Annotated in this window: 25 protein-coding genes; 10 read left to right on the top strand and 15 right to left on the bottom strand. The window is 70.0% G+C overall.

From position 1 onward, the window contains the following. Nucleotides 1-10 precede the first annotated feature (10 nt). From V6D00_00395 to V6D00_00380, 4 genes are all read left to right on the top strand, one after another. On the top strand, nucleotides 11-538 hold the full coding sequence (locus V6D00_00395) for a hypothetical protein (GenBank protein HEY9897612.1): 528 nt from the start codon (nucleotides 11-13) through the stop codon (nucleotides 536-538). A gap of 45 nt (nucleotides 539-583) precedes the next feature. Then, a complete protein-coding gene (locus tag V6D00_00390) occupies nucleotides 584-1,927 on the top strand; it encodes a c-type cytochrome (GenBank protein ID HEY9897611.1) in 1,344 nt (447 codons plus the stop codon). A 64-nt stretch (nucleotides 1,928-1,991) separates the two neighbouring features. After that, entirely contained in the window at nucleotides 1,992-2,246 is a 255-nt protein-coding gene (locus V6D00_00385; protein HEY9897610.1) for a GIY-YIG nuclease family protein, read from the top strand. A 79-nt stretch (nucleotides 2,247-2,325) separates the two neighbouring features. Beyond that, complete coding sequence (locus V6D00_00380; protein HEY9897609.1) at nucleotides 2,326-3,336, top strand: EF-hand domain-containing protein; 1,011 nt, start codon at nucleotides 2,326-2,328, stop codon at nucleotides 3,334-3,336. 92 nt (nucleotides 3,337-3,428) lie between these two features. Here the strand turns inward: V6D00_00380 and mtaB are convergent, their stop codons facing one another. The 14 genes from mtaB to V6D00_00310 all read right to left on the bottom strand — a co-directional run bounded on the left by mtaB (nucleotide 3,429) and on the right by V6D00_00310 (nucleotide 16,963). Beyond that, entirely contained in the window at nucleotides 3,429-4,706 is a 1,278-nt protein-coding gene (gene mtaB, locus V6D00_00375; GenBank protein HEY9897608.1) for a tRNA (N(6)-L-threonylcarbamoyladenosine(37)-C(2))-methylthiotransferase MtaB, read from the bottom strand. Between the two features lie 4 nt (nucleotides 4,707-4,710). After that, entirely contained in the window at nucleotides 4,711-5,964 is a 1,254-nt protein-coding gene (gene rodA, locus V6D00_00370; protein HEY9897607.1) for a rod shape-determining protein RodA, read from the bottom strand. A 54-nt stretch (nucleotides 5,965-6,018) separates the two neighbouring features. Beyond that, nucleotides 6,019-6,321 carry a cell division topological specificity factor MinE gene (gene minE, locus V6D00_00365; GenBank protein HEY9897606.1) on the bottom strand — a complete coding sequence of 101 codons (303 nt, stop codon included), beginning with the start codon at nucleotides 6,319-6,321 and terminating at the stop codon, nucleotides 6,019-6,021. Nucleotides 6,322-6,346: 25 nt separating this feature from the next. After that, nucleotides 6,347-7,147, bottom strand: coding sequence for a septum site-determining protein MinD (minD, locus tag V6D00_00360; GenBank protein HEY9897605.1), 801 nt, complete (start codon nucleotides 7,145-7,147; stop codon nucleotides 6,347-6,349). Between the two features lie 66 nt (nucleotides 7,148-7,213). Then, nucleotides 7,214-7,903 (bottom strand): septum site-determining protein MinC, encoded by a 690-nt coding sequence (gene minC / locus V6D00_00355; protein ID HEY9897604.1) that lies wholly within the window; start codon nucleotides 7,901-7,903, stop codon nucleotides 7,214-7,216. Between the two features lie 34 nt (nucleotides 7,904-7,937). Beyond that, nucleotides 7,938-9,746 (bottom strand): penicillin-binding protein 2, encoded by a 1,809-nt coding sequence (mrdA, locus tag V6D00_00350; GenBank protein ID HEY9897603.1) that lies wholly within the window; start codon nucleotides 9,744-9,746, stop codon nucleotides 7,938-7,940. Beyond that, nucleotides 9,743-10,249, bottom strand: coding sequence for a rod shape-determining protein MreD (gene mreD, locus V6D00_00345; protein ID HEY9897602.1), 507 nt, complete (start codon nucleotides 10,247-10,249; stop codon nucleotides 9,743-9,745). The genes mrdA and mreD overlap by 4 nt, the downstream gene beginning before the upstream one ends. Next, nucleotides 10,250-11,062 (bottom strand): rod shape-determining protein MreC, encoded by an 813-nt coding sequence (gene mreC, locus V6D00_00340; GenBank protein HEY9897601.1) that lies wholly within the window; start codon nucleotides 11,060-11,062, stop codon nucleotides 10,250-10,252. Between the two features lie 3 nt (nucleotides 11,063-11,065). Then, nucleotides 11,066-12,097, bottom strand: a complete 1,032-nt coding sequence (locus V6D00_00335; GenBank protein HEY9897600.1) for a rod shape-determining protein — start codon at nucleotides 12,095-12,097, stop codon at nucleotides 11,066-11,068. A gap of 53 nt (nucleotides 12,098-12,150) precedes the next feature. Then, complete coding sequence (gene radC, locus V6D00_00330; GenBank protein HEY9897599.1) at nucleotides 12,151-12,918, bottom strand: DNA repair protein RadC; 768 nt, start codon at nucleotides 12,916-12,918, stop codon at nucleotides 12,151-12,153. Between the two features lie 3 nt (nucleotides 12,919-12,921). Then, nucleotides 12,922-13,518: a Maf family protein gene (locus V6D00_00325; GenBank protein HEY9897598.1), complete on the bottom strand. Its 597-nt coding sequence runs from the start codon at nucleotides 13,516-13,518 to the stop codon at nucleotides 12,922-12,924. A 55-nt stretch (nucleotides 13,519-13,573) separates the two neighbouring features. Continuing rightward, entirely contained in the window at nucleotides 13,574-14,779 is a 1,206-nt protein-coding gene (locus V6D00_00320) for a hypothetical protein (protein HEY9897597.1), read from the bottom strand. Nucleotides 14,780-14,897: 118 nt separating this feature from the next. Then, the gene (locus tag V6D00_00315) at nucleotides 14,898-16,070 is read right to left on the bottom strand and encodes a tetratricopeptide repeat protein (GenBank protein ID HEY9897596.1); all 1,173 of its coding nucleotides are present in this window, start codon (nucleotides 16,068-16,070) and stop codon (nucleotides 14,898-14,900) included. Between the two features lie 5 nt (nucleotides 16,071-16,075). Further along, the gene (locus V6D00_00310; protein HEY9897595.1) at nucleotides 16,076-16,963 is read right to left on the bottom strand and encodes a hypothetical protein; all 888 of its coding nucleotides are present in this window, start codon (nucleotides 16,961-16,963) and stop codon (nucleotides 16,076-16,078) included. Between the two features lie 172 nt (nucleotides 16,964-17,135). Between V6D00_00310 and V6D00_00305 the strand changes: the two genes are divergently transcribed. Further along, nucleotides 17,136-18,362 carry an amidohydrolase gene (locus V6D00_00305; GenBank protein HEY9897594.1) on the top strand — a complete coding sequence of 409 codons (1,227 nt, stop codon included), beginning with the start codon at nucleotides 17,136-17,138 and terminating at the stop codon, nucleotides 18,360-18,362. Nucleotides 18,363-18,369: 7 nt separating this feature from the next. Here V6D00_00305 and V6D00_00300 read toward each other — a convergent pair whose 3' ends face one another. After that, the gene (locus V6D00_00300) at nucleotides 18,370-20,760 is read right to left on the bottom strand and encodes a hypothetical protein (GenBank protein ID HEY9897593.1); all 2,391 of its coding nucleotides are present in this window, start codon (nucleotides 20,758-20,760) and stop codon (nucleotides 18,370-18,372) included. Between the two features lie 157 nt (nucleotides 20,761-20,917). On the opposite strand from V6D00_00300, the gene V6D00_00295 reads away from it, so the two are divergent. From V6D00_00295 to V6D00_00275, 5 genes are all read left to right on the top strand, one after another. After that, nucleotides 20,918-21,916, top strand: coding sequence for a hypothetical protein (locus V6D00_00295; protein HEY9897592.1), 999 nt, complete (start codon nucleotides 20,918-20,920; stop codon nucleotides 21,914-21,916). 9 nt (nucleotides 21,917-21,925) lie between these two features. Then, the gene (locus tag V6D00_00290) at nucleotides 21,926-22,474 is read left to right on the top strand and encodes an Ig-like domain-containing protein (protein HEY9897591.1); all 549 of its coding nucleotides are present in this window, start codon (nucleotides 21,926-21,928) and stop codon (nucleotides 22,472-22,474) included. Between the two features lie 8 nt (nucleotides 22,475-22,482). After that, nucleotides 22,483-23,493 carry a hypothetical protein gene (locus V6D00_00285; protein ID HEY9897590.1) on the top strand — a complete coding sequence of 337 codons (1,011 nt, stop codon included), beginning with the start codon at nucleotides 22,483-22,485 and terminating at the stop codon, nucleotides 23,491-23,493. Between the two features lie 8 nt (nucleotides 23,494-23,501). Then, the gene (locus V6D00_00280; protein HEY9897589.1) at nucleotides 23,502-24,479 is read left to right on the top strand and encodes an IPT/TIG domain-containing protein; all 978 of its coding nucleotides are present in this window, start codon (nucleotides 23,502-23,504) and stop codon (nucleotides 24,477-24,479) included. Between the two features lie 9 nt (nucleotides 24,480-24,488). Further along, a partial coding sequence (locus V6D00_00275; protein ID HEY9897588.1) for a hypothetical protein occupies nucleotides 24,489-24,902 on the top strand: 414 nt, incomplete at its 3' end.

The raw sequence follows: 24,902 nt of genomic DNA, 5'->3' as shown, positions 1-24,902 counted from the left end.
CGTCACCACAATGACTAACACCACTCGGGAGATCACGACCAACCCCGAAGAGGCCGTCCTCTACGGCGTCGTGCGCGGCGTTCGCGGCTACGTCAAGGAGAAGGAAGGCCAGCAGCTGGTCTTCACCTGGCCCCACGTCTTCATGCGCGAGCTGGTGATGGCGCTTGCGGTCATCGTCGGCATCACCCTCATGGCGCTCGCCTTCAACGCTCCTCTGGAGCAGCTGGCGAACCCCGCCCTGACGCCCAACCCGGCCAAGGCCCCCTGGTACTTCCTGTTCCTCCAGGAGATGCTGCACTACTTCCCCCCCAACTGGGCGGGCGTGTTCATCCCCGGGCTGATGGTCGTGGGCCTGATGGCCGTTCCCTACATCGACCGCAACCCCTCGATGAACATCCTCGATCGCCCCTTCTCCGTCGGGCTCTGGAACTTCTTCGTCTCGCTGGTGGCCGTGCTGACCTACATCGGCACCTTCTTCCGCGGGCCGGGCTGGGAGTGGACCTGGCCTTGGAAGGACGGGATGTTCACCGTCTTCTAACGCCCGTCACGCATCGCATCACTTCAAAAAGGATCGCACCCCCGTATGAACACTAAGAAGCTGGACCTGAGCGTCCTCGCGTGGTTCGCGACGCTGGCGGTCGTGCTGGTCATCCTGTTCGGCCTGGCCGGCATGCGCGAAGGCAACCGCGAGTGGATGGTCACGCAGCGCGACTACGCCGACATCATGCTGGCGCGCCACGAGAAGGCGGCTCTCGAGGCCAAGGCCGCGGGCAAGCCCGTGCCGGCCCTGGGCGATACCGACAAGATCGCCATCCGTCAGCTCATGCTGACCGACCTCAAGCGCGTCGATCGCTGCACCACCTGCCACCTCGCCATCGACGACAAGTCGTTCGAGGGCGAAAAGCAGCCCTTCGCCGCCCACCCCGACATGGACATGATCGCGATCAACCACCCGACCGACAAGTTCGGCTGCACGTCGTGCCACGGCGGCCAGGGCATGGGCACCACCAGCGAGGCCGCCCACGGCTTCGTCCACAAGTGGGACTACCCCATGCTCGGCGACCGCAAGGCCATGACCAAGTACGTCCAGGCCTCGTGCGCCCAGTGCCACACCGACTCGACCAAGTGGGCCGCCATCGGCGCCCCCAAGCTCGCTCGCGGCAAGCAGATCTTCGGCGAGAAGAACTGCATCAGCTGCCACAAGCTGGGCGAGGAGGGCGGCAACATCGGCCCCGAGCTGACCTTCGAGGGTGACAAGGTCCCCGAGCAGTTCGGCTTCGAGCACCTCAAGGCGAACCTCGAGGCGGGCACCCTCGGCGAGGAGGCCAAGGCTGAGGCCAAGCACCTCCACCACGACATCGAGACCTGGCACAAGTTCCACTTCAAGAACCCCCAGGCCGTCTCCTCCGGCTCGATCATGCCTGCCTTCGGCTTCTCGGACGAGGACACCGAGGCTCTGGTCACCTACATGCTGAGCCTCAAGGCCACGACCGTCCCCGCGTCGATGATGACCAACGACGCCAAGGTCAACGCCAAGGCCATCCCGGCCGCCAAGAAGGCCGCAGCCGCCGCGCCCGCCGCCGCTGCTGTTGCCGCCGCCCCCGCCGGGGCCAAGGCCGACGGCACGAAGGTGTACGAGACCAACTGCGCCTCGTGCCACCAGGCCACGGGTGCCGGCATGCCCGGGGTGTTCCCGCCCCTGGCCGGCGCGGAGATCCCCAACGGCGACGCCGCCGAGCACATCAAGATCGTGCTCCACGGCAAGTCGGGTCCCATGACGGTCCTCGGCAAGCAGTACAACGGCGCCATGCCGCCGTTCGCCCAGCTGACTGACGAGGAGATCGCCGCTGTCGTCACCCACGAGCGCACCTCGTGGGGCAACAAGGGCAGCGCGGTCACCCCCGCCCAGGTCAAGGCCCTGCGCTAAGCAGCACAGCCGCCCCGAAGGCCCCGGCTCCTTGTGAGCCGGGGCCTTCCCCATGGAGGAGAGAATGCCGCGTCACTTCGTCTACCTCGTGCGCTGCGCCGACGGCACGCTCTACACGGGCTATTCCACCGACGTCGCCCGCCGGGTCTCGGTTCACAACAGCGGGAAGGGGGCCAAGTACACGCGATCGCGCCTGCCCGTCGTGCTGGTCGCCCACTGGGAGTACCCCAGCCGGGGCGAGGCCCTGTCCGCCGAGCACCGGATCCGCCGCATGAGGCCAGCCGCCAAGCTCGCGCTGCTTCCGGGCGATTCACCCTGAAACGGATCGTTTCGAATCTCGCGTCTCCGGGAAGATGTCTCATGAACGACTGATCGTTCCTGAGGCAAAGGAGGCGAGAATGCTGCTAGACATGATCGGCGGGCTGGGTCACATGATCTCCCAGGGGGCCTCGCACGCGGTGCGAGCGCTGGGTGGCGCGGCGAGCGCCACGCAGCCGGCGGACTCGAGCCCCCAGTCCATCGGCGCCATCCAGGGCGCCCCCATGGCGCGGGACTCGCGCCAGGCGAGCCAGCCTGCCGGGGCACAGTCCTCGGCCTTCTCCCTCAAGGACCTGATGCTGGCAGCGATCGACACCGATCGCGACGGGAAGGTGAGTCAGGCGGAGGCGAGCGCCTTTCTCGCCGACCTGATGGGCCGGCCGGCCGAGCAGAACCCCGGCGCCAGCGAGCTGAGCGGCTCCTCGCAGCCGGACCCCGCGTCGCGCCGCCTGCCGGATCCTTCCGAGTTCGCGAGGATCGACCTGAACGGGGACGGCCGCGTCACCGGCGCGGAGGTCCGGGCGCGGGAGGTGCTCGACGCCTTCGACGCCGACAAGAACGGCGTCATCAGCAAGAAGGAGTACCTCAGCGGCACGCGGGGGGCGGAGCGGACGAGGCGCGACGCGGGCTTCGATCGCATGGATGCCAACGGGGATGGCAAGCTGGATGCGGGCGAGCTCGTCCGGGGCGAGACGCCCTCGTCGGGCGATCGGGCCGTTGCCGCCCGCCTCAACGCGACGAACCTCGCACGCTTCGATTCCAACGGAGACGGGATGGTCGACGGGAAGGAGGTGGCGGCCCGGAACCTGCTGGACCGCGCGGATCGCGACGGCGATCGCAGCCTGAGCCTCGACGAGTTCATGGCCCAGCTGCCCGGGCCTGCCTCGGCTGTGGCAGGCGAAGGGTTCGCGGACGTGATGGCGCGGACGGCGCGGGAGGTTGCGCGCCTCACCGAAGCGCGCGCCCGGTTCCAGGCTCTCGACCGGGACGCAGACGGCAAGCTGAGCGCCGAGGAGCTGCGAGGGGCGGTGCAGCCCACCCAGGTGGATTATCGTCTTGCCGCGGACCTCTCGGAGGCAGCGGAGGCCTAAGCTGCTCGTGGCTGGGACAACCCCTACTCGAAGCCTCCCCGCCCCCCGGTGGGGCGGGGAATCAAGTGGAGGCCAATCTCATTCTGACGTGCTTATCGGGGCGCGATCGGCTCGAGCAGGGTGGCCACCGGGCCCTCCTCTTCCAGTCGATCCACTCGAACGAGCCAGCGCTGGTTGGGCTCGGTGTTGGCCGCGTCCACCCAGACCTTGAGCCCGTGCGGGGTGGTCCCGGGCCTCAGCTCCGAACGGGTGCGCTCGGTCAGGATCTCGACCTCGCGCCCGATGAAGCCCTCCTGGAACCGGTGCCGGGCGGCGCCGGCGACGGCGGCGAGCCGATCCATCCGCTCGGCGATCACCGCGGGAGGCACCCGGTCGCCCAGGGTGGCGGCGTGGGTGCCCTCGCGCACCGAGAAGGGGAAGAGGTGGACCCCCGCGAAGCCGATCTCCTCGACCAGGCGGCAGGTCTCGAGGAAGTCCGCCTCGGTCTCGCCCGGAAAGCCCACGACGACGTCGGTCGTGAAGGCCGCGTCCGGCCTGGCTTCCTTGATCCGAGAAACCAGCCGACGGTACTGGTCGGCGTTGTACCGCCGGCGCATGGCCGCGAGGATCCGGCTGCTGCCGCTCTGGAGGCAGAGGTGGACGCTCGGGCACACCTCGAGCGAGGCGAAGCGCTCGATGAGGGTATCCGGGAAGTCGATGGGCTCGATGCTCGCCACCCGGAAGCGCGGGATCTCGGGGACCTCGGAGATGAGGCGGCCGAGCAGCGCAGCGAGGCCCGTCGAGAGGTCCTTTCCGTAACCCCCGATATGGGTGCCGGTCAGCACCAGCTCCTGGTAGCCCAGGGCGGCGTAGGCGCGGGCGCGCTCGACCAGGGTGTCCGGCGGGATGCTCCGCTCGCGCCCGCGCACCGTGGGCACGATGCAGAACGAACAGCGATTGTTGCAGCCTTCCGAGACCTTGAGCCAGGCGCGGGTGTGCCCCGACTCGGCGGGAGTCGCCGGGCGCCAGTCCCCCTCGCGGGCCTGGTACCAGTCGGCGATGGCGCGGGCGATCGCATCCTTCTCGGCGTTGCGCGCCACCAAAGACACGCCCGGCATCTCGGCGAACTCGTCAGGGTGGAAGTCCACGGCGCAGCCCGTCACCACGATCCGCGCCTCGGGGTTGGCCCGGTGGGCGCGGCGCACCAGCTGGCGGCTCTGCCGGTCGGCCTCGTGGGTGACGGTGCAGGTGTTGACGACGTAGACGTCCGCCTCCTGCGAGAAGGGCACGATGGCGCAGACGTCCGCGAGGTCGGCGGCGAGCTGGGCCGTCTCGGCCTGGTTGGTCCGGCAGCCGAGGGTTGAGAAGGCGAGGGTCGGATGGCTGTGCACGGCGCTAGAACAGCAGCTTCTTGTGCCGCATGCTGATGCTCTGGAGCAGGCCGATGGCCGCGAGGTTGGTCATCAGGGCGGTGCCGCCGTAGCTCATCAGGGGCAGGGGAATGCCCACGACGGGCATCATGCCGGTGGCCATCCCCATGTTCACGAAGAGGTGGAAGGTCAGCATCGAGACGACCCCGATGGCCAGGAGCGAGCCGAACTTGTCCTTGGCCCGGTTGGCGACGATCAGGCCGCGCACCAGCACCAGGGCGTAGAGGCAGAGCAGCAGGGCCCCCGCGAAGAAGCCCAGCTCCTCGCCGACCACCGAGAAGATGAAGTCGGTGTGCTGCTCGGGGATGAAGTGGAGCTGGGTCTGGGTGCCGTGGAAGAGCCCCTTGCCGAAGAGGCCCCCCGAGCCCACCGCGATCATGGACTGGATGACGTGGTAGCCCGAGCCCAGGGGATCGGCCTCGGGGTTGATGAAGGTGCGGATGCGGTTCTTCTGGTACTCCTTGAGGACCTGCCACGCCACGGGCACGGCGAGGCCCGCACCCAGGTTGGCGAGCCAAACCCCGACCGGCACGATCCAGTGGTTCCGGCGCTGGAAGTACAGCCAGACTCCGAGCCCCAGCAGGTAGAGCGCCACCACCCCCAGCGACGCCCGGTGGACGGCCGGATCGTCGAACAGCACGAAGGGCATGCACACGACCAGGCTGATCACCGGCGAGACCATCTTGAAGAGGGTCGAGACGCCGAGCCCCGCCCAGAACAGCATCCCCATGGTGATGGCGCCGAACACGAGGCTGGTGCCCAGATCGGGCTGCTTGAAGATGAGCAGCGCCGGGAAGCCCACCACCGCCAGGCTCGACAGGAAGCCCTCGGGCGAGTGGATGTTCTTCGAGGAGAGGACCTTGGCGAGGCTCACGATCAGCCCGAACTTGGCGTACTCCGAGGGCTGGATCTTGATGGGGCCGAGGGTCAGCCAGCGCTGGGCCCCCAGGGCCGAGTGGCCCATGACGTCCACGGCGATGAGCATGACGATGGTGATGGCGTAGATGACCCAGGCGGCCTTGCCGTCGAGCCAGTCGTAGCCGTAGAGGACGAAGAAGGCCATGGCGACCACCGCCGGCAGCAAGTTCAAGAGCTGCCGGATCGCGTCGCCGTGGCTCACCGACGAGATCGAGGTGATGCCGATCGCCAGGATCCCGACGACGCCCGCCAGCATCGTCCAGTCGAAGTTGCGCCAAGAACGGCCCAGGTTCGGAATCATGAGTGCTTCCTAGCAAGCTCCCCGCCCGGGGGGGCGGGGAAGCGGGGGTTTTGGCTAGGCCTCGGCCTTGGCGATCTCGGCGGACTCGCTCTCGGGCCGGACGCGCCGGATGGGGATGTTGGCCAGAAGGGCGACCGTGCCCTCCGAGCGCTCCAGGCTGACCTCGAGGGCAGACTGGTCGATCTCGACGTACTTGGAGAGGACCGACATCAGCTCGGCGCGCATCTGCTCCATCATCGGGGCGGGGATGTCCGCCCGATCGTGCATCAGCACCAGGCGCAGGCGATCCTTGGCCGCGGTGCGCGCGGAGTTGTCCTGCCGGCCGAAGAGCTTGTCGAAGAAGGTGGGTAGTGCCATGCGATGAACCTCCGTGGGAGCGGGCCTAGCCCGCGGCGAACAACTTCTTGAGCTTGCTGAAGAAGCCGGAGGCCTCCTCCAGGGTCATCAGGGGGATCTCCTCGCCCTTGATGCGGCGCGCGATGTTGCGATAGGCCTGGCCGGCGCGCGAGGCCTCGTCCAGCGAGGCGGGCTCGCCCCGGTTCGCGGTGGTGATGATCGACTCGTCGTCCGGCACGATGCCCAGGAGCTTGATGCTCAGGATCTCCTGCACGTCCTCGACCGACATCATCTCCTGGTTCTTGACCATCCTGGGGCGCAGGCGGTTGACGATCAGCTGCGGGTTGCGGAGCTCGGCGGCCTCCAAGAGGCCCACGATGCGGTCCGCGTCACGGACGCTCGACACCTCGGGGTTGGTGACGATGATCGCCTCGGTGGCGCCGGCGGTGGCGTTCTTGAAGCCCTGCTCGATGCCGGCGGGGCAGTCGATCAGGATGGTCGTGTAGCCCTCCTCCTGCAGATCCGCGATGATCTGGCGCATCTGGTCGGGGGAGACCGCCGACTTGTCGCGGGTCTGGGCCGCGGGCAAGAGGACCAGGTTGGGCTGGCGCTTGTCCTTGATCAGCGCCTGGCGCAGCTTGCAGCGGCCCTCGAGCACGTCGACGATGTCGTAGACGATGCGGTTCTCGAGGCCGAGCACCAGATCCAGGTTGCGCAGGCCGATGTCGGCGTCCAGCAGGGCGACCTTCTCGCCCAGGGCCGCCAGCGCCATGCCGAGGTTGGCGGTGGTGGTCGTCTTGCCGACGCCCCCCTTGCCCGAGGTGATGACGATGACCCGATTGGACATGATTCCTCCTAGAGAGTGGTTGAGAAAGGCGTGGTCGGCCTGGTGGTTCGGGGTGGTCGAGGCGCCCTACAGGGGATTGATGCAGATCTCGCCGTTCTCGACCAGCGCGATCTCGGGGAACTTGCTCAGGGGCGGGGAGCCGGCGTCGGGCGAGCGCGCGATGCGGCTGCCGATGCGCAGCTGGGTCGGGCGCAGGTTGGTGGCGACGATGCGGGCCGTCTCGTCGCCCGCGGATCCCGCGTGGGCGACGCCGCGCAGGGTGCCGAACACCACGATGTCGCCCGAGGCCACCACCTCGGCCCCGGCGTTGACGTCGCCGCAGATCACCAGGTGGCCGTCGTGCTGGACGCGCTGGCCCGAGCGGATGGTCTGCTTGAGGTAGAGGGCGTTGTTGAGCGGCAGGGCGGGCGCTGCCGCCTCGCCGGCTACCGGGGTTGCCTTCTTCTCGGCGGAAGGCAGCTTTTCGTGGGCCTCGAGGCCGAGCTTGCCTGCGACCGAGCGGGTCTCGGCCGCGGTGGTCACCACCGCGGTGGGCACCAGGCCGTAGTCGCCGCGCATCAGGCCCAACAGGCCCTCCATGTCGTCGTGGGGCACCTTGCGCTCACCCACGTCGAGGGTGGTCTGCGCGCCCTTCCAGAAGTCCTGGGCCTCCTTGAGCTTGTCTTCGATCTGGGTGACGACCTCGTCCCACGCAGCAGCGGCGGGGACGACGACGAGCACGCCGTTCTTCCAGCCCTTGACCGAGATGTTGTCCAACGTCCCCTTCTCCTTACCGAGCATCGTGTTTCCCCTAGTCCGCCGTGGTGGCCGCAGGCAGGGCCGGCTTTGCCGAGGCGGTGGCCATGGTCGGATCCGGCACCCCGAAGTAGCGCCGCATCATCCTGGCCGTCACCGGGGCCGCCATGGAGCCGCCGTGGCCCGCCTGCTCCAGGATCACCGCCAAGGCGATCCGGGGCTTGTCGACCGGGGCGTAGCAGACGAACCAGCCGTGGGTCTTCAGCTTCTCCCCGTTTGCAGCCTGCGCCGAACCGCTCTTGCCCGCCGCGGGGAAGCCCGGGATCTTCGCGGCCGTCCCCGTCCCCGCCGCGACCGTCTCGGCCAGCGACTGGTGAAGGTGCCGCCAGGTCTCGGGCTTCCAGGAGGTCGGGTGGACCCCCTCGTCGGCCGGCGGATCGTCCTGGCGCTCCTGCTCGGCCGCGGGACGGACGAGCTTGGGGCGCAGGACGCGGCCGTTGTTGGCGACGGCCGAGATCATCACCGCCGCCTGGACGGGCGTGACCTGGACGTAGCCCTGGCCGATCGACATGTTGACCGACTCGCCGTCGTACCACTTCTCGTGGTACGCCTCGCGCTTCCACCTGGCGTCGGGGATGAGCCCCTTGACCTCGTGCGGCAAGAGGATGCCGGTCTGACGTCCCAGGCCCAGCGCCCGGGCGTAGCGGGCCATGCGGTCGGCGCCCATCTTGAGCCCCAGCTCGTAGTAGACCGTGTCGATCGACTGGACCAGCGCCTTCTTGAGGTCCACCACGCCGAAGCCGCCCTTTTTCCAGTCCCGGAACATGCGAGAGCCGACGTAGAACACCCCGGTCGAGCGCCATCGCGAGTTGGCGTTCGCGAAGCCCTCCTCCAGGGCCGCGGCGTGGGTGACGATCTTGAAGACCGACCCGGGCGGGTACTTGCTGCTGATGGCGCGGTTGATCATCGGGCGCTGGGTCCCGTCGCTCAACTGTCGCCACAAGCTCGGCGAGATCCGTCCCGCGAAAAGGTTGGGATCGAAGCTCGGCGCCGAGGCCATCGCCAGCACCTCGCCCGTGTTGGGGTCGAGGGCCACGGCCGCGCCGCGATGCCCCGCCAGGGACTTCTCGGCCACCTCCTGCACCTTCGCGTCGATGGTCAGCGTCAGATCCTTGCCCGGCACCGGGGGCACCGAGGCCAGGATCCGCACCGGCTTGCCCCTGGCGTCCACTTCGATCTGCTGACGCCCGGGCGTTCCGCGGAGATCGGCGTCGAAAACCTTCTCGACGCCGGTCTTTCCGATTATATCACCTGCTCGGTAACCTTGATCACTGAGATTCTCCACTTCCTTGTCGGTGATCTCGCCGGTGTAGCCGAGGACATGCGACAGGAAGTTGCCCTTGGGGTAGTAGCGGATGGTGAGCGGCTCGATGCTCACGCCGGGCAGCTGGAGCTGGTTCTCGGCGATGATGGCGATGGTCTGCGGGTCCACGTCCTGCATGAGGCGCACGGGCCTGGCCACGTTGCCGGGCCGCTTCCACTTGGCGCGGATCTCGTCGGCGGGCATGTCGAGGAGCTTGCCGAGCCTGAGGATGACCTCGTCGGTCTGGTCCTTGGTCAGCTTGAGGGGGTAGAGGGTGACGGCGTAAGAGAGGCGGCTGGTGGCGAGCACCACCCCGTTGCGATCGCGGATCACCCCGCGCGGGGCGGGCTCGAGGATGATGCGCAGCCGGTTGCCGTCGGCGCGCTCCGAGAAGGTCTCGTTGCGCACGATCTGGAGCTGGACCAGGCGCCCCATCAGGATCGCGCAGACCAGGGCGATGACCCCGGCGAAGGCGAAAAAGCGCAGGTGAAGCTGGTTCATCCGCCCAGGCTCTCGGCGCGCATGCCCCAGCGATCCTGGGTGAGCTTGAGGGCGAGCCGCAGGCCGTGGTAGACGGGCCAGACGAGGACCACGTTGCCCAGGGACTCGGGCAGGAGGATCGCCCCCAGGTGCTGCACCAGCCACCCCCGGCCCGTCAGGGCGAAGCCGAGCATGACCATGGCCTCCTGGAGCACGGTGCAGGCGATGACCAGGGGCAGCACGATGAAGGCCTGCCGGTAGTAGAGGATGGGCTTGAGGCTGCCGGCAAGAAGGCCGACCGCGAGCTTGGGCAGGGCGAAGAGCAGCCCGTCACCGATGAGCAGGTCCTGGGCAGCACCCGCGCACAGCCCGAACAGGGCCCCCTCCCGCGGTCCCGTGCTGACGCCCCAGGCGACCACCACCAGAAGCACCGGGTCCAGGCGCACGCTCAGGAGGTGGTTGAGCGGGGAGGCCTGGAGCCAGAGGCTGAATAGCAGACAGACGACGGCCAGCAGGATGCGCATCTACAGCCTCGGATCGGTGGCCATGGGCGGGAGCACCGAGACCTCCTCGACGCGGTCCAGGTCGGTGTTGAGGACGATGGTGACCTTGGGGGTGATGGCGTTGGGGGCCTGCTCGACGCGGGTGACGCGCCCGACGCTCAGGCCCTTGGGGTAGACCCCGCCGAGCCCCGAGGTGAGCACCGCGTCGCCCACGCGGAAATCCGCCTGCTGCGGGAGGTACTGGAGCATCAGGTTGGCGCTGCCCTCGCCGAGCACCACCGCGGGGGTGCGCGATCGCTGGTTGAGGATGCCCACCGTCTGGCCGGGGTCGGTCAAGAGGCGCACGACCGCGCTGTTGGGGCTGACCTTGAGCACCCGCCCGATGACCCCGCGCGGGATGAGCACCACCGAGTCGACCCCGATCCCGGCGGCGCTGCCCCGGTCGATGACCAGGCGCTGCTGCCAGTTGTTGGGCGAGCGCGCGATCACCCGGGCGGCGACCCCCTTGGTCGGCGCCGCCGAGGACAGCGAGAGCAGCTGGCCGAGGCGGCGGTTCTCGGCCTCGATCTCGAGCTTGCCGGCGAGCTCGACCTCGACGCGCGAGAGGCGCTCGTGCAGCTCGGCGTTCTCGCGCCGCAGGCGGTCGAGATCCTGGAAGTAGGTCGCCCCGCCCTTGAGCGAGCCGACCACGGACTGGGTGAGGACCCAGCCCGGCCGAAGCACCTCGGTCAGGACGGTGGTGCGGCCCGCCGCCCAGCCGACGAAGGCCGCGGCCCCGAAGAGGGCCGCGACGAAGCCGATCTCGCGGGTGGGCAGGCGCTTGAGGAAGGCCATGGCCTAGTTGTAGGTGCCGAGCACCCGCTTGAGGGTGGCGAACTCCTCGAGCACGCGGCCGGTGCCGAGGGCCACGCACGAGAGGGGGTCGTCCGCGATGTGGACGGGCATCTCGGTGTCGTGGCTGATCAGCTCGTCGAGCCCCTGCAGCAGCGCGCCGCCGCCCGCGAGCACGATCCCGCGGTCGATGATGTCGGCGGCGAGCTCGGGCGGGGTCTTCTCGAGGGTGTCGCGCACGGCGTCGACGATGGCGGTCACGGGCTCCTGGAGGGCCTCGCGGACCTCGCTCGAGGTGATGGTCACGGTGCGGGGCAGGCCCGACACCATGTTGAGGCCCCGGACCTCCATGGACTTGTCCTCGCCGCGGGGGTAGGCCGAGCCGAGCTTGACCTTGATGTCCTCGGCGGTGCGCTCGCCGATGCTCAGGTTGTGGACCTTCTTGAGGTACTGGACGATGGCATCGGTCAGCTCGTCGCCCGCGATGCGGACCGAGCGGCTCACGACGATGCCGCCCAGGGAGATGACGGCCACCTCGGTGGTGCCGCCGCCGATGTCGACGATCATCGAGCCGGTGGGCTCGGAGACCGGCAGGCCCGCGCCGATGGCCGCCGCCATGGGCTCCTCGATCAGGTAAACCTCGCGAGCGCCCGCCTGCAGCGCGGCGTCCATGACCGCGCGGCGCTCGACGCCGGTCACGCCCGAGGGGATCCCGATGACCATGCGCGGGCGGAAGACGCCCTGGCGCTCGTGGACCTTCTGGATGAAGTGCTTGAGCATGGTCTCGGCCACGTCGAAGTCGGCGATGACGCCGTCCATCAGGGGCCGGATGGCGATGATGTTGCCGGGGGTGCGGCCCAGCATCTGCTTGGCCTCCTCGCCGACCGCCAGTGCTGCGCCGCGGTTGCCCTGCTGGATGGCGACCACCGAGGGCTCGCGCAGCACGACCCCCTTGCCCCGCACGAACACCAGGGTATTGGCTGTGCCAAGATCGATGCCCATGTCGCGGCTGAAGCGGCCGAAGAGATTGTTGAACACGGATGACTCCTTACGAGCGATGGTCATTACGAGCGATGGTCACTCGCTATAGTCTACAACGTTGCGCCGACACCGGCCCCGCCGGCATCTGTCCCCTCCCACAGCCCGCGCTCGGCGCGCAGGCTGTAGTAGCCCCCTTCCGCCACGATCACGTGGTCGATGAGGGGAATCCCGACCAGCCCCCCCACCGCGACCAGGCGCCGCGTGAGGGCGCGATCCTCCTCCGAAGGGGCCGGATCGCCGGACGGATGGTTGTGCAAGAGCGCGATCGCGCAGGCCCCCCGGCGGATGGCCTCGCGATACACCTCTCGCGGGTGGACGACGGCCTCGGTCAGGCTTCCGACCGACACCGCCTCCCAACCCAGAACTTGCTGTCGTCCGTTCAGCCAGACGACTAGGGCATGCTCCCTGGCCTCGCCTCGCAGGTGGGGCGAGACCAGGCGCACCAGGTCCTCGGGCCCGCCGACGGCGGGCCGCTCGGTCGCGCGCAGGGTCCCCGCGCGCTCGGCGAGCTCGAAAGCCGCGACCAGGCGCGAGGCCTTGGCCGGCCCCAGGCCGTGGAGCCGTGCGAGCTCCTCGGGCCGCGCGCTCGAAAGGCCCCTGAGGGCCTCGGGCCCCGTGGCCCCGAAAGTGGCGAGCAGCCGCAAGGCCAGATCCAGCGCCGTTTCGCTGGCCGAGCCCGATCCCAGGAGAATGGCGAGCAGCTCGGCGTCGGCGAGCCCCTTGGGGCCCAGCTCCAGCAACCTTTCACGGGGACGGGCGTCGGGCGGCAGATCCTTGAGGCGGAGGCGCGAGGCCTCTCTCTTGTCCTGCGACTGCATGATCTATATAACGTGCCAGCCGAATTGCCGCAAGGCTTGACCGATGGCTGCGATCGGAAGCCCCACGATGTTCGCGTAGTCTCCCTCGATCGCCTGAACGAACAGGCCTGCCTTGCCCTGGATGGCGTAGGCGCCGGCCTTGTCCATGGGCTCGCCGGTCGCCACGTACCGCCGGATCGTCTCCTCGTCGAGGTCGGCGAAGAAGACCCGGCTGCTGGTGAACTCGCTCATGGCGTGATCGCGCCTGGGATCGACCAGGCTCCACCCCGTCACCACCGCGTGGGCGCGCCCCGAGAGGCGCTTGAGCATGCGCACGGCGTCCGCGGGGTCCGCGGGCTTGCCGAACACCTCCTGGTCCACGACCACGACCGTGTCGGCCCCGATGACCAGGTCGGCGTCGGGGTGGCGGTTGGCCACGTCGAGGGCCTTGCGGGCCGAGAGGCGGGTGGCTGTCTCGCACGGGTCCCAGTCGGGCTCGGGGACCTCCGGGAGGTCGCTCGGGTCGACGACGAAGGGGATCCCCGCCTGGGCGAGCAGCTCCGAGCGCCGCGGCGAGGCGGAGGCGAGCACGACGCGGGCTTCTTGAATCGATCGGGTCAAATTGGGAATCTCTGGTATGGGCATGGTGGCTCCCAGTTTACACGTTCGCGTGAGGTCAGCGTGAATTATTTTCGGGGGCGGGCTTGCCTCCCAGCTGCGCCTCGACCGAGGCCAGGTAGCGGCCGTACTGGTCCGACTGGCTGCCGGCGGTCTCCCAGCGGTAGAGGGCCTCGAGCCTGAGGAAGACCCCCGGCAGCAAGGGGTGGATGTCGCCGACGACGGTCTCGCGCACCATGTAGCCGCGATCGCTCCGGGCGCTAGGGTCGAAGAACTGGCTGTAGCCGGTGTAGAAGACGTTGCCTGCGCCCATCGCCTGGCTCGCCTCGACGGCGTAGCCGTCGCGCGGCTCGGGGTCGAGGTTGAGGCGCTGGTCGCGGGTCCACTCGCCGCGCACCGTGGCCTCGGCCGCCTTGAATTGCCAGTGGACGCCGTAGCGCCTTCGCCCGACGGTGACGCCGGGATCGGCGAAGCCCCGGGGGAAGACCTGGTCCTGGCCCCACACCCCGCTCACGCCGATGAGGTCGGTTGCGCTCGCGGCCCAGTCGAGGCGGGCGAAGTAGTCCTTGTCGCCGTTGTCGTCGAGGCGGTTGGGCCCCGCCCCGTTGAAGACGCCCACGGCGTAGGGGAAGCCGCCCGCGCGGCTGCTGAGGACCGCCCCCACGTCGCGCCAGCGGATGCCCGATCCCTGGTAGACGCCCTGCCCCAGGGCCGAGAGGACCTGGGCCATGGGGGTGTCGGCGCTCGAGACGGCCACCGGCGGCGAGACGCTCAGGTAGTCGGTGACGCCGAACGGGACGAGGAACTGGCCGACCTTGAGCTCGCCGCTGCGATCCGGGTCGTGGACGGTGACGAAGGCGTCCTCGATCTGGGCGGTGTAGAGCGGGTTGAGGCCGACGCCGCCCCGCTGGCTCCAGGCCAGGCGGTCCTGGTAGGCCTGGTAGAGCTCGGGGTTGGCGAGGGGCTGGTCGATGCGCTGGCGCAGGGCCGCCGAGATCTCGGCGTCGATGGTGCTCGTGAAGCTCTGGCCGAGCCGCAGCTCGAGGAAGGGCAGGCTGCCGCTGAGCTGGGTCTGGGCCAGGCCGAAGAGGGCGAGCGGATCGATCCCGCCCGCGAGCTCGGCGCGCGGCTGGTTGCCCAGCTCGGCGCTGACCTTGAGCGCGTACCAGGGCTCGGCCGCGTGAGCGGGAAGCGCCAGTGAAGCGATCCCCACGAGGGCGAGGGCGAGGGTGAGCGTGAGCCGGGTTCTGGGGCGGATGGACAAGAGGCCCTCCTGCGACGTTGACGGCATGGATGAGGGAAAACTTCTGCTCCTTGAATTGTCGATCGCCCGAGGCGGATCGGCAAGCCCATGGATCTCGCCCCCGGGGGAACGGGGCGAACTAGCGCGCGCGCAGGCTTCTCATCAGGGCCAGGGCCGCCTCGTCGCGCAGGTTGAGGCTCAGGCAGCGCTTGCAGTGGAAGCGCGCGCGTGCGATGCGGCCGGTCTCGGCGAGCAGCAGGGCCAGGTTGAAGTGGGCCTCGCCGTGGTCGGGCAGGCGCTCGACCGCCCGCTCGAGCTGGGCGATCGCGCCCTCCAGGTCGCCCTTGAGGCGCAGCACGTTGCCCAGGTTGAGGAAGGCCACCGGCAGGTCCGGCTCGAGCCTCAGGGCCTGCTGGATCTCCCAGAGGGCCTCGGCGAACTCGCCCCGGCGGCTGAGCAAGAAGCCCAGGTTGTTGCGGGCCTCGGCGTCGTGAGGCCACCGGGCCAGGAGGTTGCGGTAGGTGGCGATCGCCGCGTCGTGGCGGCCGTGGTCCGCCAGGGTCATCGCCAGGTAGAACCAGGCGGATTGCAGGTCCGGGTCCCGCGAGAGGGCCTCCTCGAAGGCGGAAGCGGCCTTCTCCCATTCCCGCTGCTGGCGATAGGCCATGCCGAGCGCCCCGTGGGCGAAGGCGTCGTCGGGCTCGTCGCGCAACAGCCGCCTCAGCTCATGGGCGGCGAGCTTCGCCTCGCCGACACCGAGCAGGGCCTGCGCCAGCTGGGCGCGCAGGTCGAGGGCGTCGGGTTGCCGCTCGAGGGCGCGCCGCAGGGCGAGGATCGTGCCCTGCGTGTCGCCGAGCGCCTCGCGGACCCGGGCGAGATTGGCCCAGGCGAAGGGGTGCTCCGGGTTGCGCTCGAGGGCCGCCTCGAAGGCGGGGGCCGCGAGAGTCAGCTCCATTCGGTGCTCCCGCAAGAGGCCCAGGTTGTTGTGGGCGTCGGCGTCGTCGGGGTCGCAGGCGAAGATGGCCGCCAGCGTCGATTCGGCCTGATCGAGCTCGTCGACGGCCATGTAGGCGTAGACCAGGTTGTTGAGGGCCTCCAGGTGCCGCGGGTGGCGCAGGCGCAGGGCCTCCAGCACGGGGACGGCCTCGTGGTGCCGATCCGCGTCGAAGAGCAGGTAGCACAGCTCGAGGCCGGCCTCCAGGTCGTCGGGGGAAAGGGCGAGGGCCTCGCGCAGCGCCTCCTCGGCGCCTGACGGGTCGTCCTGGGCCAGGCGCGTGCGCGCCGCCTCGAGCCACTCGGTGAACTGGCTCATGGCCGTCAGGGGGTGCTCAGGCGCGCGCTCATGTACGCGCCGGTCCGGATGGAGTGGTACTCCTGGCCGATCTCGCGGTAGCGCGCGCGCGTCTCGGGGCTCATCGCTGAGCCGTTGGCCATGGCCGAGCGGTACTTGGGCTGCTCGTTGCGCCAGTAGGTCGCGATCGCGCGCTCGTCGGGGGTGAGCGGGGTGCCGTGCTTGATCAGGTGCAGGCGCGCGATGAGGCGCTCCTGCATGCAGTGCATCTCCTCGTGGGCGACCACGTCGATGAAGTCGGCGAAGGTCCCCGAGAGCGTCCTCTCGGGGAGGTAGATCCGGTCGTGCCTGAGATCGTAGAGGCCGTTGTAGCCGCCCGAGAGGGTGTCGTCGAACTGAACCGGGCAGGGCTTGAAGCCGTAGGCCTCGCCCAGCTTGGGCAGGAAGTAGCGCATGAACTCGCTTGCCACGCGGCGGTTGACCTCGGGGCGGCCCGGCTGCCACACCTCGCGCATGCTCGAGAGGACGGGCTCGTCGCGCATGGCCTCAGCGGCGTCCTCGGCCTTCGCGTCGAACAGACGGCCGAGAAGGGCGCGGTACTGGCCCCGGCTGCGGGGCAGCTCGCCGACCGGCGCCTCCTCGCTCGCCTCGAGCAGGGCCGAGCGGGTGAAAGTGCCGGGGCGCGAGGCGCCGGGGCGCTCGGCTTCCCCCGCCCCTCCCGGGTGCGCGTTCTGGAAGCGGGGATCGAACTGGGCCTCGAAGAGGATCTCGCTCATCCAGGCCTTCTCCCCCTTCGCCGGGCGAGGAGGAGAGGCGGGCACGGGCTTCACCGCCGGTGCCTGCGCGGGCGCCGGGGCCTGGGGCGCGCGGAGCGGACGGGCGATGGCGGGCTCGCTTGAGATTCTTCGGACCATCCGTGCGCTCCTCGTGCCTGTGTGATCTTCCAGTACCCTGCCTCCTGGGGGGCTAAACGGGCGTTACGGCCTCGGCGCCTCCAGGGCGCGGGGCTGCGCGCTCTTCGTCCCTTTGATAAGATGGAAGGCGGCCCCCGTGCCGCTTTACCCCTCTCTATCGCCGGAGAACCGAATGGACACGACCCCGCTCCTGGATCCCTGCGCCGCCGATCGCCTCGCCCTGCTCTCGAAGCTCGACGCCGCGGTGGACGCCATGACCGCGGAGCTGGTCGAGACCCGGCGCGACTTCCATCGCTGGCCCGAGCTGAGCTTCCAGGAGGTCCACACCGCGGCCCGGATCGCCCAGGCCCTCCACGGCCTCGGCCTCGAGGTCCAGACCGGCATCGCCAAGACCGGCCTGGTGGCCCTCTTGCGGGGTGCGCGAGCGGGCAAGACGGTGCTGGTGCGGGCGGACATCGACGCCCTGCCCCTGCACGAGGAGGCGCCCCACTCCTACGTCTCGCGCAACCCCGGGGTGATGCACGCCTGCGGCCACGACGCCCACATGGCCATGCTGCTGGGCGCGATCCGCTTCCTGGTCGCGCACCGCGACAGGCTGTGCGGCAACGTCAAGTTCGTGTTCCAGCCCGCCGAGGAGGGGCCCGGCGGCGCCGACCTGATGATCGAGGAGGGGGTGCTCGAGGGCCCCCGCGTGGACGCGGCCCTCGGCTTCCACATCTGGAACGAGCTGCCGGTGGGCACGCTCGGGATTCGCGAGGGGGCCCTGATGGCCTCGGCCGACGAGTTCGAGCTGCACGTCCGCGGCCAGGGGGGGCACGGGGCCGATCCTCACCTTTCGGTGGACGCGGTGGTGGTCGCCGCCCACATCGTCACGGCCCTGCAGACCGTCGTGAGCCGCATGGTCTCGCCGCTCGAGTCGGCGGTCTTGACCGTGGGCCAGATCGCCGCGGGCTCGGGCCACAACATCATCGCGCAGGATGCGGTGATGCGCGGGACCGTGCGCACCTTCGACGAGCGGCTGCGCGCCGAGATGCCCCGCCGGATCGAGGCCCTCGCCCAGGGGGTGGCCTCGGCCTTCGGGGCGCGCTGCGAGCTCAGGTACAAGCACCAGTACCCGGTGACGGTCAACGACCGGGAGATGACCCGGCTGGTGCGCAGGGCCGCCGAGCATGCCGTCGGGGTCGAGCGGGTGGTCGAGGCCGAGCGGACCATGGGCTCCGAGGACATGGCCTTCTTCCTGCAGAAGGTGCCGGGCTGCTACTTCCTCATCGGCTCCTTCAACGCCGCCAAGGGCTTCGACAAGCCCCACCACCATCCCAGCTTCGACATCGACGAGGACGCCCTGCCGATCGGGGTCAAGGTGATCGTGCAGAGCGTCCTGGACTACCTGGCGGGCTGAGCCCCCTCTACCAGGGCGCCCCCGAAGCCCGGACCACGGCCTGGGCGTGCTCGAGGCGCGCGGCGTACTCCCGGCGCGGGCCTTCGAAGACGTCCTCGCCGAGATCGGCGAACAGGGCTCCGTCGGCCGTGAGGACCGCCATGCGGTAGAAGAGGGCGGCGGCCTCGAGTCGCCCGGCCGTTTCGAGGTCCTGCCCCTTGCGGTAGAGGGTGTCGAACTCGTGAAGGTCGCAGTGCGCCACCTGCTCCCACTTGAACCGGTAGACCCCCCGGGCCACCTCGAGGAGGTCGGCGGCGCCGAGCGGGGTCAGCACCTGGCGAAGGCCGTAGACCAGGTTGCGCAGGGCGCCCGCCGGGTCGGAGTTGTCCGAGTCGCGGTACAGCGCATCGCGCAGGGCCTCGGCCTCGATCCCCTGCGGGTGCAGGGCCAGGATCGCGAGGAGCGACAGCGCCTTCTTTCGGGGCCAGTGGGGCAAGGCGAGCTTCGCCCTCGCGAAGGCGGTTTCGCCGAACGCGCGCATCTGGAAGAGCGCGGGGGCTTCGCGCAGCCCGAGCTCCGCGAGGATCTCGACCTCGATCTCCCACATGCCGGTGCCTTCGGGCGTCGCCAAGAGCGCCCGGACCTCGTCGGCAGCCCCGGAATCGCCGCGCCGGTGGCGGATCCAGCCGAGGTAGAGCCGGGCGCGCACACGCTCCTCTGCGCTGCTCCAGGCGTCGTGCGCCAGGATGGCGGCCTCCGCCTCGTCGAGCTGACCGCTCAGGACGAAGAGACTGGCCCAGTTCAGGGGCGTGAGGGTCGCGTACTGCTCGTCGGCCGACATGGCGCGCAGGAGGGCCGGGTCGATCTCGTCGGAGGCCCTTCTGATCTTGGTGAGGCTGAGCCAGTACTTCAGGATCGGCACGCGCATGGTCAGCTGCTGTGAGACGGCGTGCGCCAGGACGAACGGAAAGAGGCGCAGCGCGAGGTCGTACGCCGCGATCGCGTCGGCGCGCACCGCGAAGCAGGTGAGGTAGAGGTTGAGGGCGGTGGGGTTCGGGGCGAGGAAAGCTTCCTCGGGGATGTCCACGAGCTTGGCGAGCGAGGCGGGCCGGGAGTCGCCCAGCACCAGGCAGCGCCAGCGCAGGGAGAAGGCGCTCAAGAGATCGCGGTGCAGGTCGAAGGCCAGGCACATGTTGACCAGCCGCTCCGCGAACGAGGTGGCGTCCGCGACGTGCCCCAGGTTGTGGTTGATGCTGACCAGGTAGATCAGGGCACGCGCGTGGCTGCGCGTGACCCTTTGATCGCCGGAAGCCGGGACGTTCAGGACCCGCTGGAAGGTCGCCAGCGCTTCGTCGACGCGCCCGGCGTCCAGCGCCATCCTCCCGCGCCAGTAAAGCAGGTGGGCCTCCATGTAAGGGGGATCGCTCCCTTCCTCGGGAACGAGCCTCTCCAGGATCGCGGCGGCTTGGGCGTCGTCCGAGAGGTAGACGGCGGCCGCGAGCAGGTGGATCAGGAGGTCGCGCCGGGACAGGGGGTCGGGCGCGAGGTCCATCGCCCTTCGGAAGCACTCGCGGGCTTCGAGAAAGCGTCGGGCCTCGAGGTGGATCTCCCCTTCCACCTCGAGCAGGAAGGGGCTGCGGGCCCGGACCTCGCTCGGGATCCGCTCCAGGATGCCCGGGATCGAAAGCTCCTTGCCCTTGCGCAGGTGACGCCGAACGAAGCCCCGCAGCTCGGCCTCGACCTCGCCCCAGATCGCAGGGATGGCGGGTGAAGCCGCGACCCCCGCGATCGCTTGCCATGCCGCTCGCAGGCGGTGAGTCCCGACGGGCATCTGGAGAGCGATGTTGCGGCGGACAAGCTCCGCCCCCTCGCAGGAGGGGGAGGCCTCGCCCACGACGTGCATGACGACGGCCTTGGCGAGCAGCGATCGGGGCAAGCCCTCGAGGTCCTCGCGGGTCGGGGCCTCCGAGAAGGCCGGGTGGTCGGCGTCCCACACGATCAGCGGCGTGCGCTCGAGCTCGGGCAGCCGGTGGCGGGAAGCGACGGCGAGGGTGCCCGTGGGGGGGAAGTGGCGAACGAGCGCAAGCCAGCTGGCGGCCTCCGGCGTCTCCTCGCTGAGGTGGAAGTCGTCGAGCAAGAGGCACAGATCGGGGAGGACCTCGTCGATGGCCATGGCGAGCACGGCCCCCCAGGGGAGGGAGGGAAGCTCCGCGCGGAGCGCCTCGAAGTGGGTCCGGATGCTGGGCCAGTCCCTGAGCATGCGCCGCAGGGCGAAGGCCGGCTCGGCATCCTCCGGCGTCAGGCGAAAGTAAATGGTCGGCAAGCGACACGATTCGCGCCACTCCAAGAGCTGGGCGGTCTTGCCGGCGCGAGGGCCGGCGATGAGCAGGGTGGTCTTGCCGAGGTGTTCCGGGGTCATCTTTCTTCCAGTCGAACGCTGTGCTGCAATGGCCTGTAGACGGTTTGTATATGGCGCGACGAGCGGGTTTCGGGTAGGTGATCCTTGTCATTCAATGCTTACCCAAAGAGCGAAGCTCCATCTCCAAAAGATCGGAGCGACGCTCGAGAGGCTCCCGATGCGGACGCGCGCGCTCCTGTCTTCAATCTCGCGGCTCGTGGCTCTCAGTGGCTTGCTGACGGCCTGCGTGGCGGCGTCTCCCGTGACGCAGACCGGGCTGCGCGGGGAGGTGCGGGCGCTGCCGGGCTGGTCGGTCCAGGCGAGCGAGGCCGAGGTGGGCACCGCCGCGACGGTCTCGCTCATCGACCCGGCGCTTGGCCGTACCATCGCCACCACCCTGACCAGGCCCGATCGCTCCTTCTCGCTCGCGCTCGCGGGCTTCCGGCCCCAGGTGCGCACCTACTACCTGGAGGCCATCAAGGGGCTCAGCTCCAACCAGGCCGCCCATGACGCGGTCCGGCTCAGGACGCTCGTGCGGTGGGACGGCGTCCGATGGCAGGCCTTGACGACGGGGGACGCCTCCATCGGGGTCTCGACGACCGCGCTCGCCGCCATCGTCGCCCTGCGCGCGGGCGCCTCGCCGGTTCCCCCGGAAGCCTTGATCGGCAAGCTGACCCTCGGGGCGCCGGACGTCTTCGCGGCGGACGGCACCGGCGTCAGCCCCGCTGAGTTCGATCGGGTCCAGGCGCTGGTGCTGGAAGCCCTGGCAGGCGATCGCGATCCCCTGGAGGCGCTGGCCTACGACGAGAGCCGCTATGCCCTCAAGCTGCCGGCGGGGGTTCACCCGCTCTTCCTCGCGGCGGTCCACCCGAACCCCGTGGCCGTCGACGAGCGCCTCACGCTTCGCGGGGACGGCTTCCAGCTGCCGCCGGAACGCAACGCCGTGAGCCTGAACGGGCTCTTGCTGAGCGTCGAGTCGGGGGCGAGCACGTCTCTGGTGGTGCTGGTGCCCTCGGGAGCGACCAGCGGCGTCCTGAGCGTGACGGCGGAGACGGGCCGCGCGACGGCCTCCCTGACCGTCGTGCCGCCCGCGCAGGGCGCCCTCTTCCCGGATCCGGCTCCAGAGCCGACCCCCACGCCCGGAGGGACGGACGTGGGCGGTCGCGTGAACCCTTGAGGCCATGTGATGCCGCCACGCTCGAACCGCTCGTCTCGCCTCCTCGTCAGCCTCGCCTTGCTCCTGCTGGTCGGGTGCATGGCGACCGAGGACCCGTTGCCCGGGGCCGGCACGGCCCCCACTTCGAGCGCCGACGGTGAGGACGGCTTCTCGTCGGCGCTGCCTCCGACCGCCACGCCCACCGCGTCGAGCGCCCCCACCCCGACCCCCACGTCGCCGCCCCGCTCGAGCGCGGTGGCGATCGCGCCGCTCGCCCCCGAAGTCTGGCTGAGCTCCTCCGAGGCCGTGGGCGCTGCGCTGGGCCAGCCGGGCTTCGCTCAGCTCACCGCGACCGTGACCATGACCGACGGCTCCCATCACGGGCGCGTGGACTGGGTCTCGCTGAGCCCCGGCATCGCGGCCGTCGATCGGATGGGGGTGGTGACGGCCGTCGGCACAGGGGAGGGTCCCGGCCCCTGGAACGTGACGGTCCAGGCGATCGCCGCGGACGGCAAGGCCGTCGGGGTTCGCAACGTGGTCGTGCGCGCCGAGGGCGACGTCGCCGTGTCCGTGGAGTAGGAGGCCCCATGCGTCCGTTTCCCCTTGCCCTCCTCATCCTCGCCCTCGGCGCGCTCGGGTGTACGTCCCCTGCGCCACGAGCGGGGGCTGCTGCCGGGCTTGCTGCCGTTTCGCCCCCCCTTTCACAAGGGGTCGGGTCGCTCACGGTGAGCATTCGCTGGCCCGCCTACGATGCGCAGGCGATTCCCCTGAGCACGACCACCCTCGATCTCGAGCTGCGCGACGCGCAGAGCGCGCTGGTGGCGACCGCCTCGATCGCGCGTCCACTGGCCACGGCGAACCTGCCGGGCATCCCGGCCGGCACCTACTCGCTCTCGGCGATCGCCCGTCGAGCCGGCGGGGGAGCGGTCGCTTCCGACGCGGTCTCGGTCCGCGTCCTGGCCAATCGAAGCGTGCCTGCGAGGCTCGTTCTCGTCCCCTCGGCTCCCCCGCGACTGGATTCGATCGTTCCCACGAGCGGCCCCCCCACCACGCAAATCCAGCTCCGGGGCGCGAACCTCGCCCCGCCGCCCGGCGGCACCTACTCGGTGCTGGTGGACGGGCGCCCCGTGCCGAAGGAGATGCTGCAGCCCGGGAGCAGCATCGTCTATCTCAACGGCCTTCCCGACTGGGCCGGGGCGGCGCCCGTGATCGCGATCGCGGTGGATGGCATCGCCATCCCTTCCAGCCAGCAGAAGACCTTCCAGTCCCAGGTCATCGACCACCTCGCGCTCACGCCGTCCGAGGCGACCATGGCGACCTACGGCACCCGGCGCTTCATCGCGACGGCCTACCGGGATGCGGCCGGCTTGCAGCCGATCGCCGACGTCCGCTTCGAGTGGTCCATGGAGGACGTCGTCCCTGCGCCGGTCTTCGGCGAAGGGACGACCGGTCCGCAGTTCTCCCTGGTGGGCGGTTTCTTCCAGGCGCAAGATGCGACCGGGTCCGCCACCGTCGTGGTAACGGCCGGCGGCCGCAAGGCCACGGCCTCGGTGGTGGTCGACACCATCGGGACCCCGCCGCCGCCACCGACGCCGTAGAGAAGAGGATGCACGACGTGACGGGATGGGTGAGCAAGGTGCTTGGAGGCGCGGCGTGGCTGGTGGCCGCGCTGTGCCTCGTCGCGTGCCCGGCAGCCCGCACGCCGGACGCGGCCCCCGAGAAAAGCCTCTTCGGCCGGGTCGTGTTTCCGCGGTATCGCGCGCAGGCCCTCATCGAGGAGGTCGCGACCGCCGCGACGGTGTCGGTGATCGACCCGGTCCGGAACGAGACCGTCGCGACCAGCCTGACCGACGCCCAGGGGCGCTTCCGGATGGGCTTCAAGAAGCAGACGCTCGCGAACCAGGTCTATTACCTCGAGGCGGTGAAGGGCCTCTCCTCGAACGCGGTCGGCAAGGACGCCGTGCGGGTCCGCACCTTCATCCAGTACCAAGGCGGCGGCTGGCGCTCGCTCACGAGCGCCGCCCCCGGCTTCGCCATCCTCATCAACCAGTCGACCACGGCCCTCTGCCTCATGGTCAGCCTGCGAGAGTCCACCTCGCCCGTCGACCCGCTGACGCTGCTCGGGCGGCTCTACCCGGGGGTCCCGGCCGGCGATTCGCCGGACACCTTCGTCAACAACCCCGGCGTCACGGGCGTCCAGGAGGGCGACTTCGCCAGCCTGCGCGCCCTGGTCGCGACCCTCTTGGCCGACGATCGCGATCCCTTCGACGGGGTGCGCTACGAGAACGGCGCCTATGACCTGAAAATCGGCTTCGGGGCGAGCCTGAGCGTGACGGACCTGGATCCGGCCCTGGCCACGGCGGGCGACACGGTCTCGGTCCGAGGGTCGGGCTTTACCGCTTCCGCGAGCGTCGTCTTCAGCCCCGCAGCGACGGCGGACCTCCTCCAGGCGACCCCCACGGCGCTCAAGGTCCGCGTCCCGCAAGGAGCGGCCACGGGTGAGGTGCGGGTGTCGGTGGGGGGACAGTCGGCGACGGCTTCCTTTACCCTCGTTCCGCTCGTGTCCGGCGGCCTGCAGCCATAGGAGATGACCATGAAGCTTCCGCGCTGGACGATGATCGTGCTCGCCCTGACCTTGCTCGGTTGCCAGGCGCTGCGGCCGAACGTGCCCGCGATCGGGGATCGCGCCGCGGCGGGCTCGGCGATCGCGAGCGCCTCGGTTCATGGGCGCCTGAGCGCGCCCGACGCCCGGCAGGCGCAGGCCCTGCCCTCGGACGTGGTGAACGCGGCGACGGTCTCCTTCATCGACGCGGCCAACACGACGGTGGCGACCGGGAAGACGGACGCCTCGGGCAACTTCAGCCTGAGCCTCGGCGGCTACGCGCCGGCCAACGGGGCGACCTACATCCTCGAGGCGGTGAAGGGGCTTAACAACCAGGCCCCGGGCTCCAGCGCGGCCCGCTTCCGCACCCTCTTGCAGTGGAACGGGACGGGCTGGCTGAGCTGC

Origin of the sequence: Pantanalinema sp., from assembly GCA_036704125.1 — a bacterium.
Lineage (GTDB): Bacteria > Cyanobacteriota > Sericytochromatia > S15B-MN24 > UBA4093 > JAGIBK01.
This window is presented reverse-complemented; position numbering and strand designations above follow the sequence as displayed.

Excerpts from the sequence above, each read along its gene's own strand:
- V6D00_00395 (HEY9897612.1), top strand. The coding sequence starts at position 11 with ATGACTAACACCACTCGGGAGATCACGACCAACCCCGAAGAGGCCGTC.
- V6D00_00390 (HEY9897611.1), top strand. The coding sequence starts at position 584 with ATGAACACTAAGAAGCTGGACCTGAGCGTCCTCGCGTGGTTCGCGACG.
- V6D00_00385 (HEY9897610.1), top strand. The coding sequence starts at position 1,992 with ATGCCGCGTCACTTCGTCTACCTCGTGCGCTGCGCCGACGGCACGCTC.
- V6D00_00380 (HEY9897609.1), top strand. The coding sequence starts at position 2,326 with ATGCTGCTAGACATGATCGGCGGGCTGGGTCACATGATCTCCCAGGGG.
- rodA (HEY9897607.1), bottom strand. The coding sequence starts at position 5,964 with ATGATTCCGAACCTGGGCCGTTCTTGGCGCAACTTCGACTGGACGATG.
- minE (HEY9897606.1), bottom strand. The coding sequence starts at position 6,321 with ATGGCACTACCCACCTTCTTCGACAAGCTCTTCGGCCGGCAGGACAAC.
- minD (HEY9897605.1), bottom strand. The coding sequence starts at position 7,147 with ATGTCCAATCGGGTCATCGTCATCACCTCGGGCAAGGGGGGCGTCGGC.
- mrdA (HEY9897603.1), bottom strand. The coding sequence starts at position 9,746 with ATGAACCAGCTTCACCTGCGCTTTTTCGCCTTCGCCGGGGTCATCGCC.
- mreD (HEY9897602.1), bottom strand. The coding sequence starts at position 10,249 with ATGCGCATCCTGCTGGCCGTCGTCTGTCTGCTATTCAGCCTCTGGCTC.
- mreC (HEY9897601.1), bottom strand. The coding sequence starts at position 11,062 with ATGGCCTTCCTCAAGCGCCTGCCCACCCGCGAGATCGGCTTCGTCGCG.
- radC (HEY9897599.1), bottom strand. The coding sequence starts at position 12,918 with ATGCAGTCGCAGGACAAGAGAGAGGCCTCGCGCCTCCGCCTCAAGGAT.
- V6D00_00315 (HEY9897596.1), bottom strand. The coding sequence starts at position 16,070 with ATGAGCCAGTTCACCGAGTGGCTCGAGGCGGCGCGCACGCGCCTGGCC.
- V6D00_00310 (HEY9897595.1), bottom strand. The coding sequence starts at position 16,963 with ATGGTCCGAAGAATCTCAAGCGAGCCCGCCATCGCCCGTCCGCTCCGC.
- V6D00_00305 (HEY9897594.1), top strand. The coding sequence starts at position 17,136 with ATGGACACGACCCCGCTCCTGGATCCCTGCGCCGCCGATCGCCTCGCC.
- V6D00_00300 (HEY9897593.1), bottom strand. The coding sequence starts at position 20,760 with ATGACCCCGGAACACCTCGGCAAGACCACCCTGCTCATCGCCGGCCCT.
- V6D00_00295 (HEY9897592.1), top strand. The coding sequence starts at position 20,918 with ATGCGGACGCGCGCGCTCCTGTCTTCAATCTCGCGGCTCGTGGCTCTC.
- V6D00_00290 (HEY9897591.1), top strand. The coding sequence starts at position 21,926 with ATGCCGCCACGCTCGAACCGCTCGTCTCGCCTCCTCGTCAGCCTCGCC.
- V6D00_00285 (HEY9897590.1), top strand. The coding sequence starts at position 22,483 with ATGCGTCCGTTTCCCCTTGCCCTCCTCATCCTCGCCCTCGGCGCGCTC.
- V6D00_00280 (HEY9897589.1), top strand. The coding sequence starts at position 23,502 with ATGCACGACGTGACGGGATGGGTGAGCAAGGTGCTTGGAGGCGCGGCG.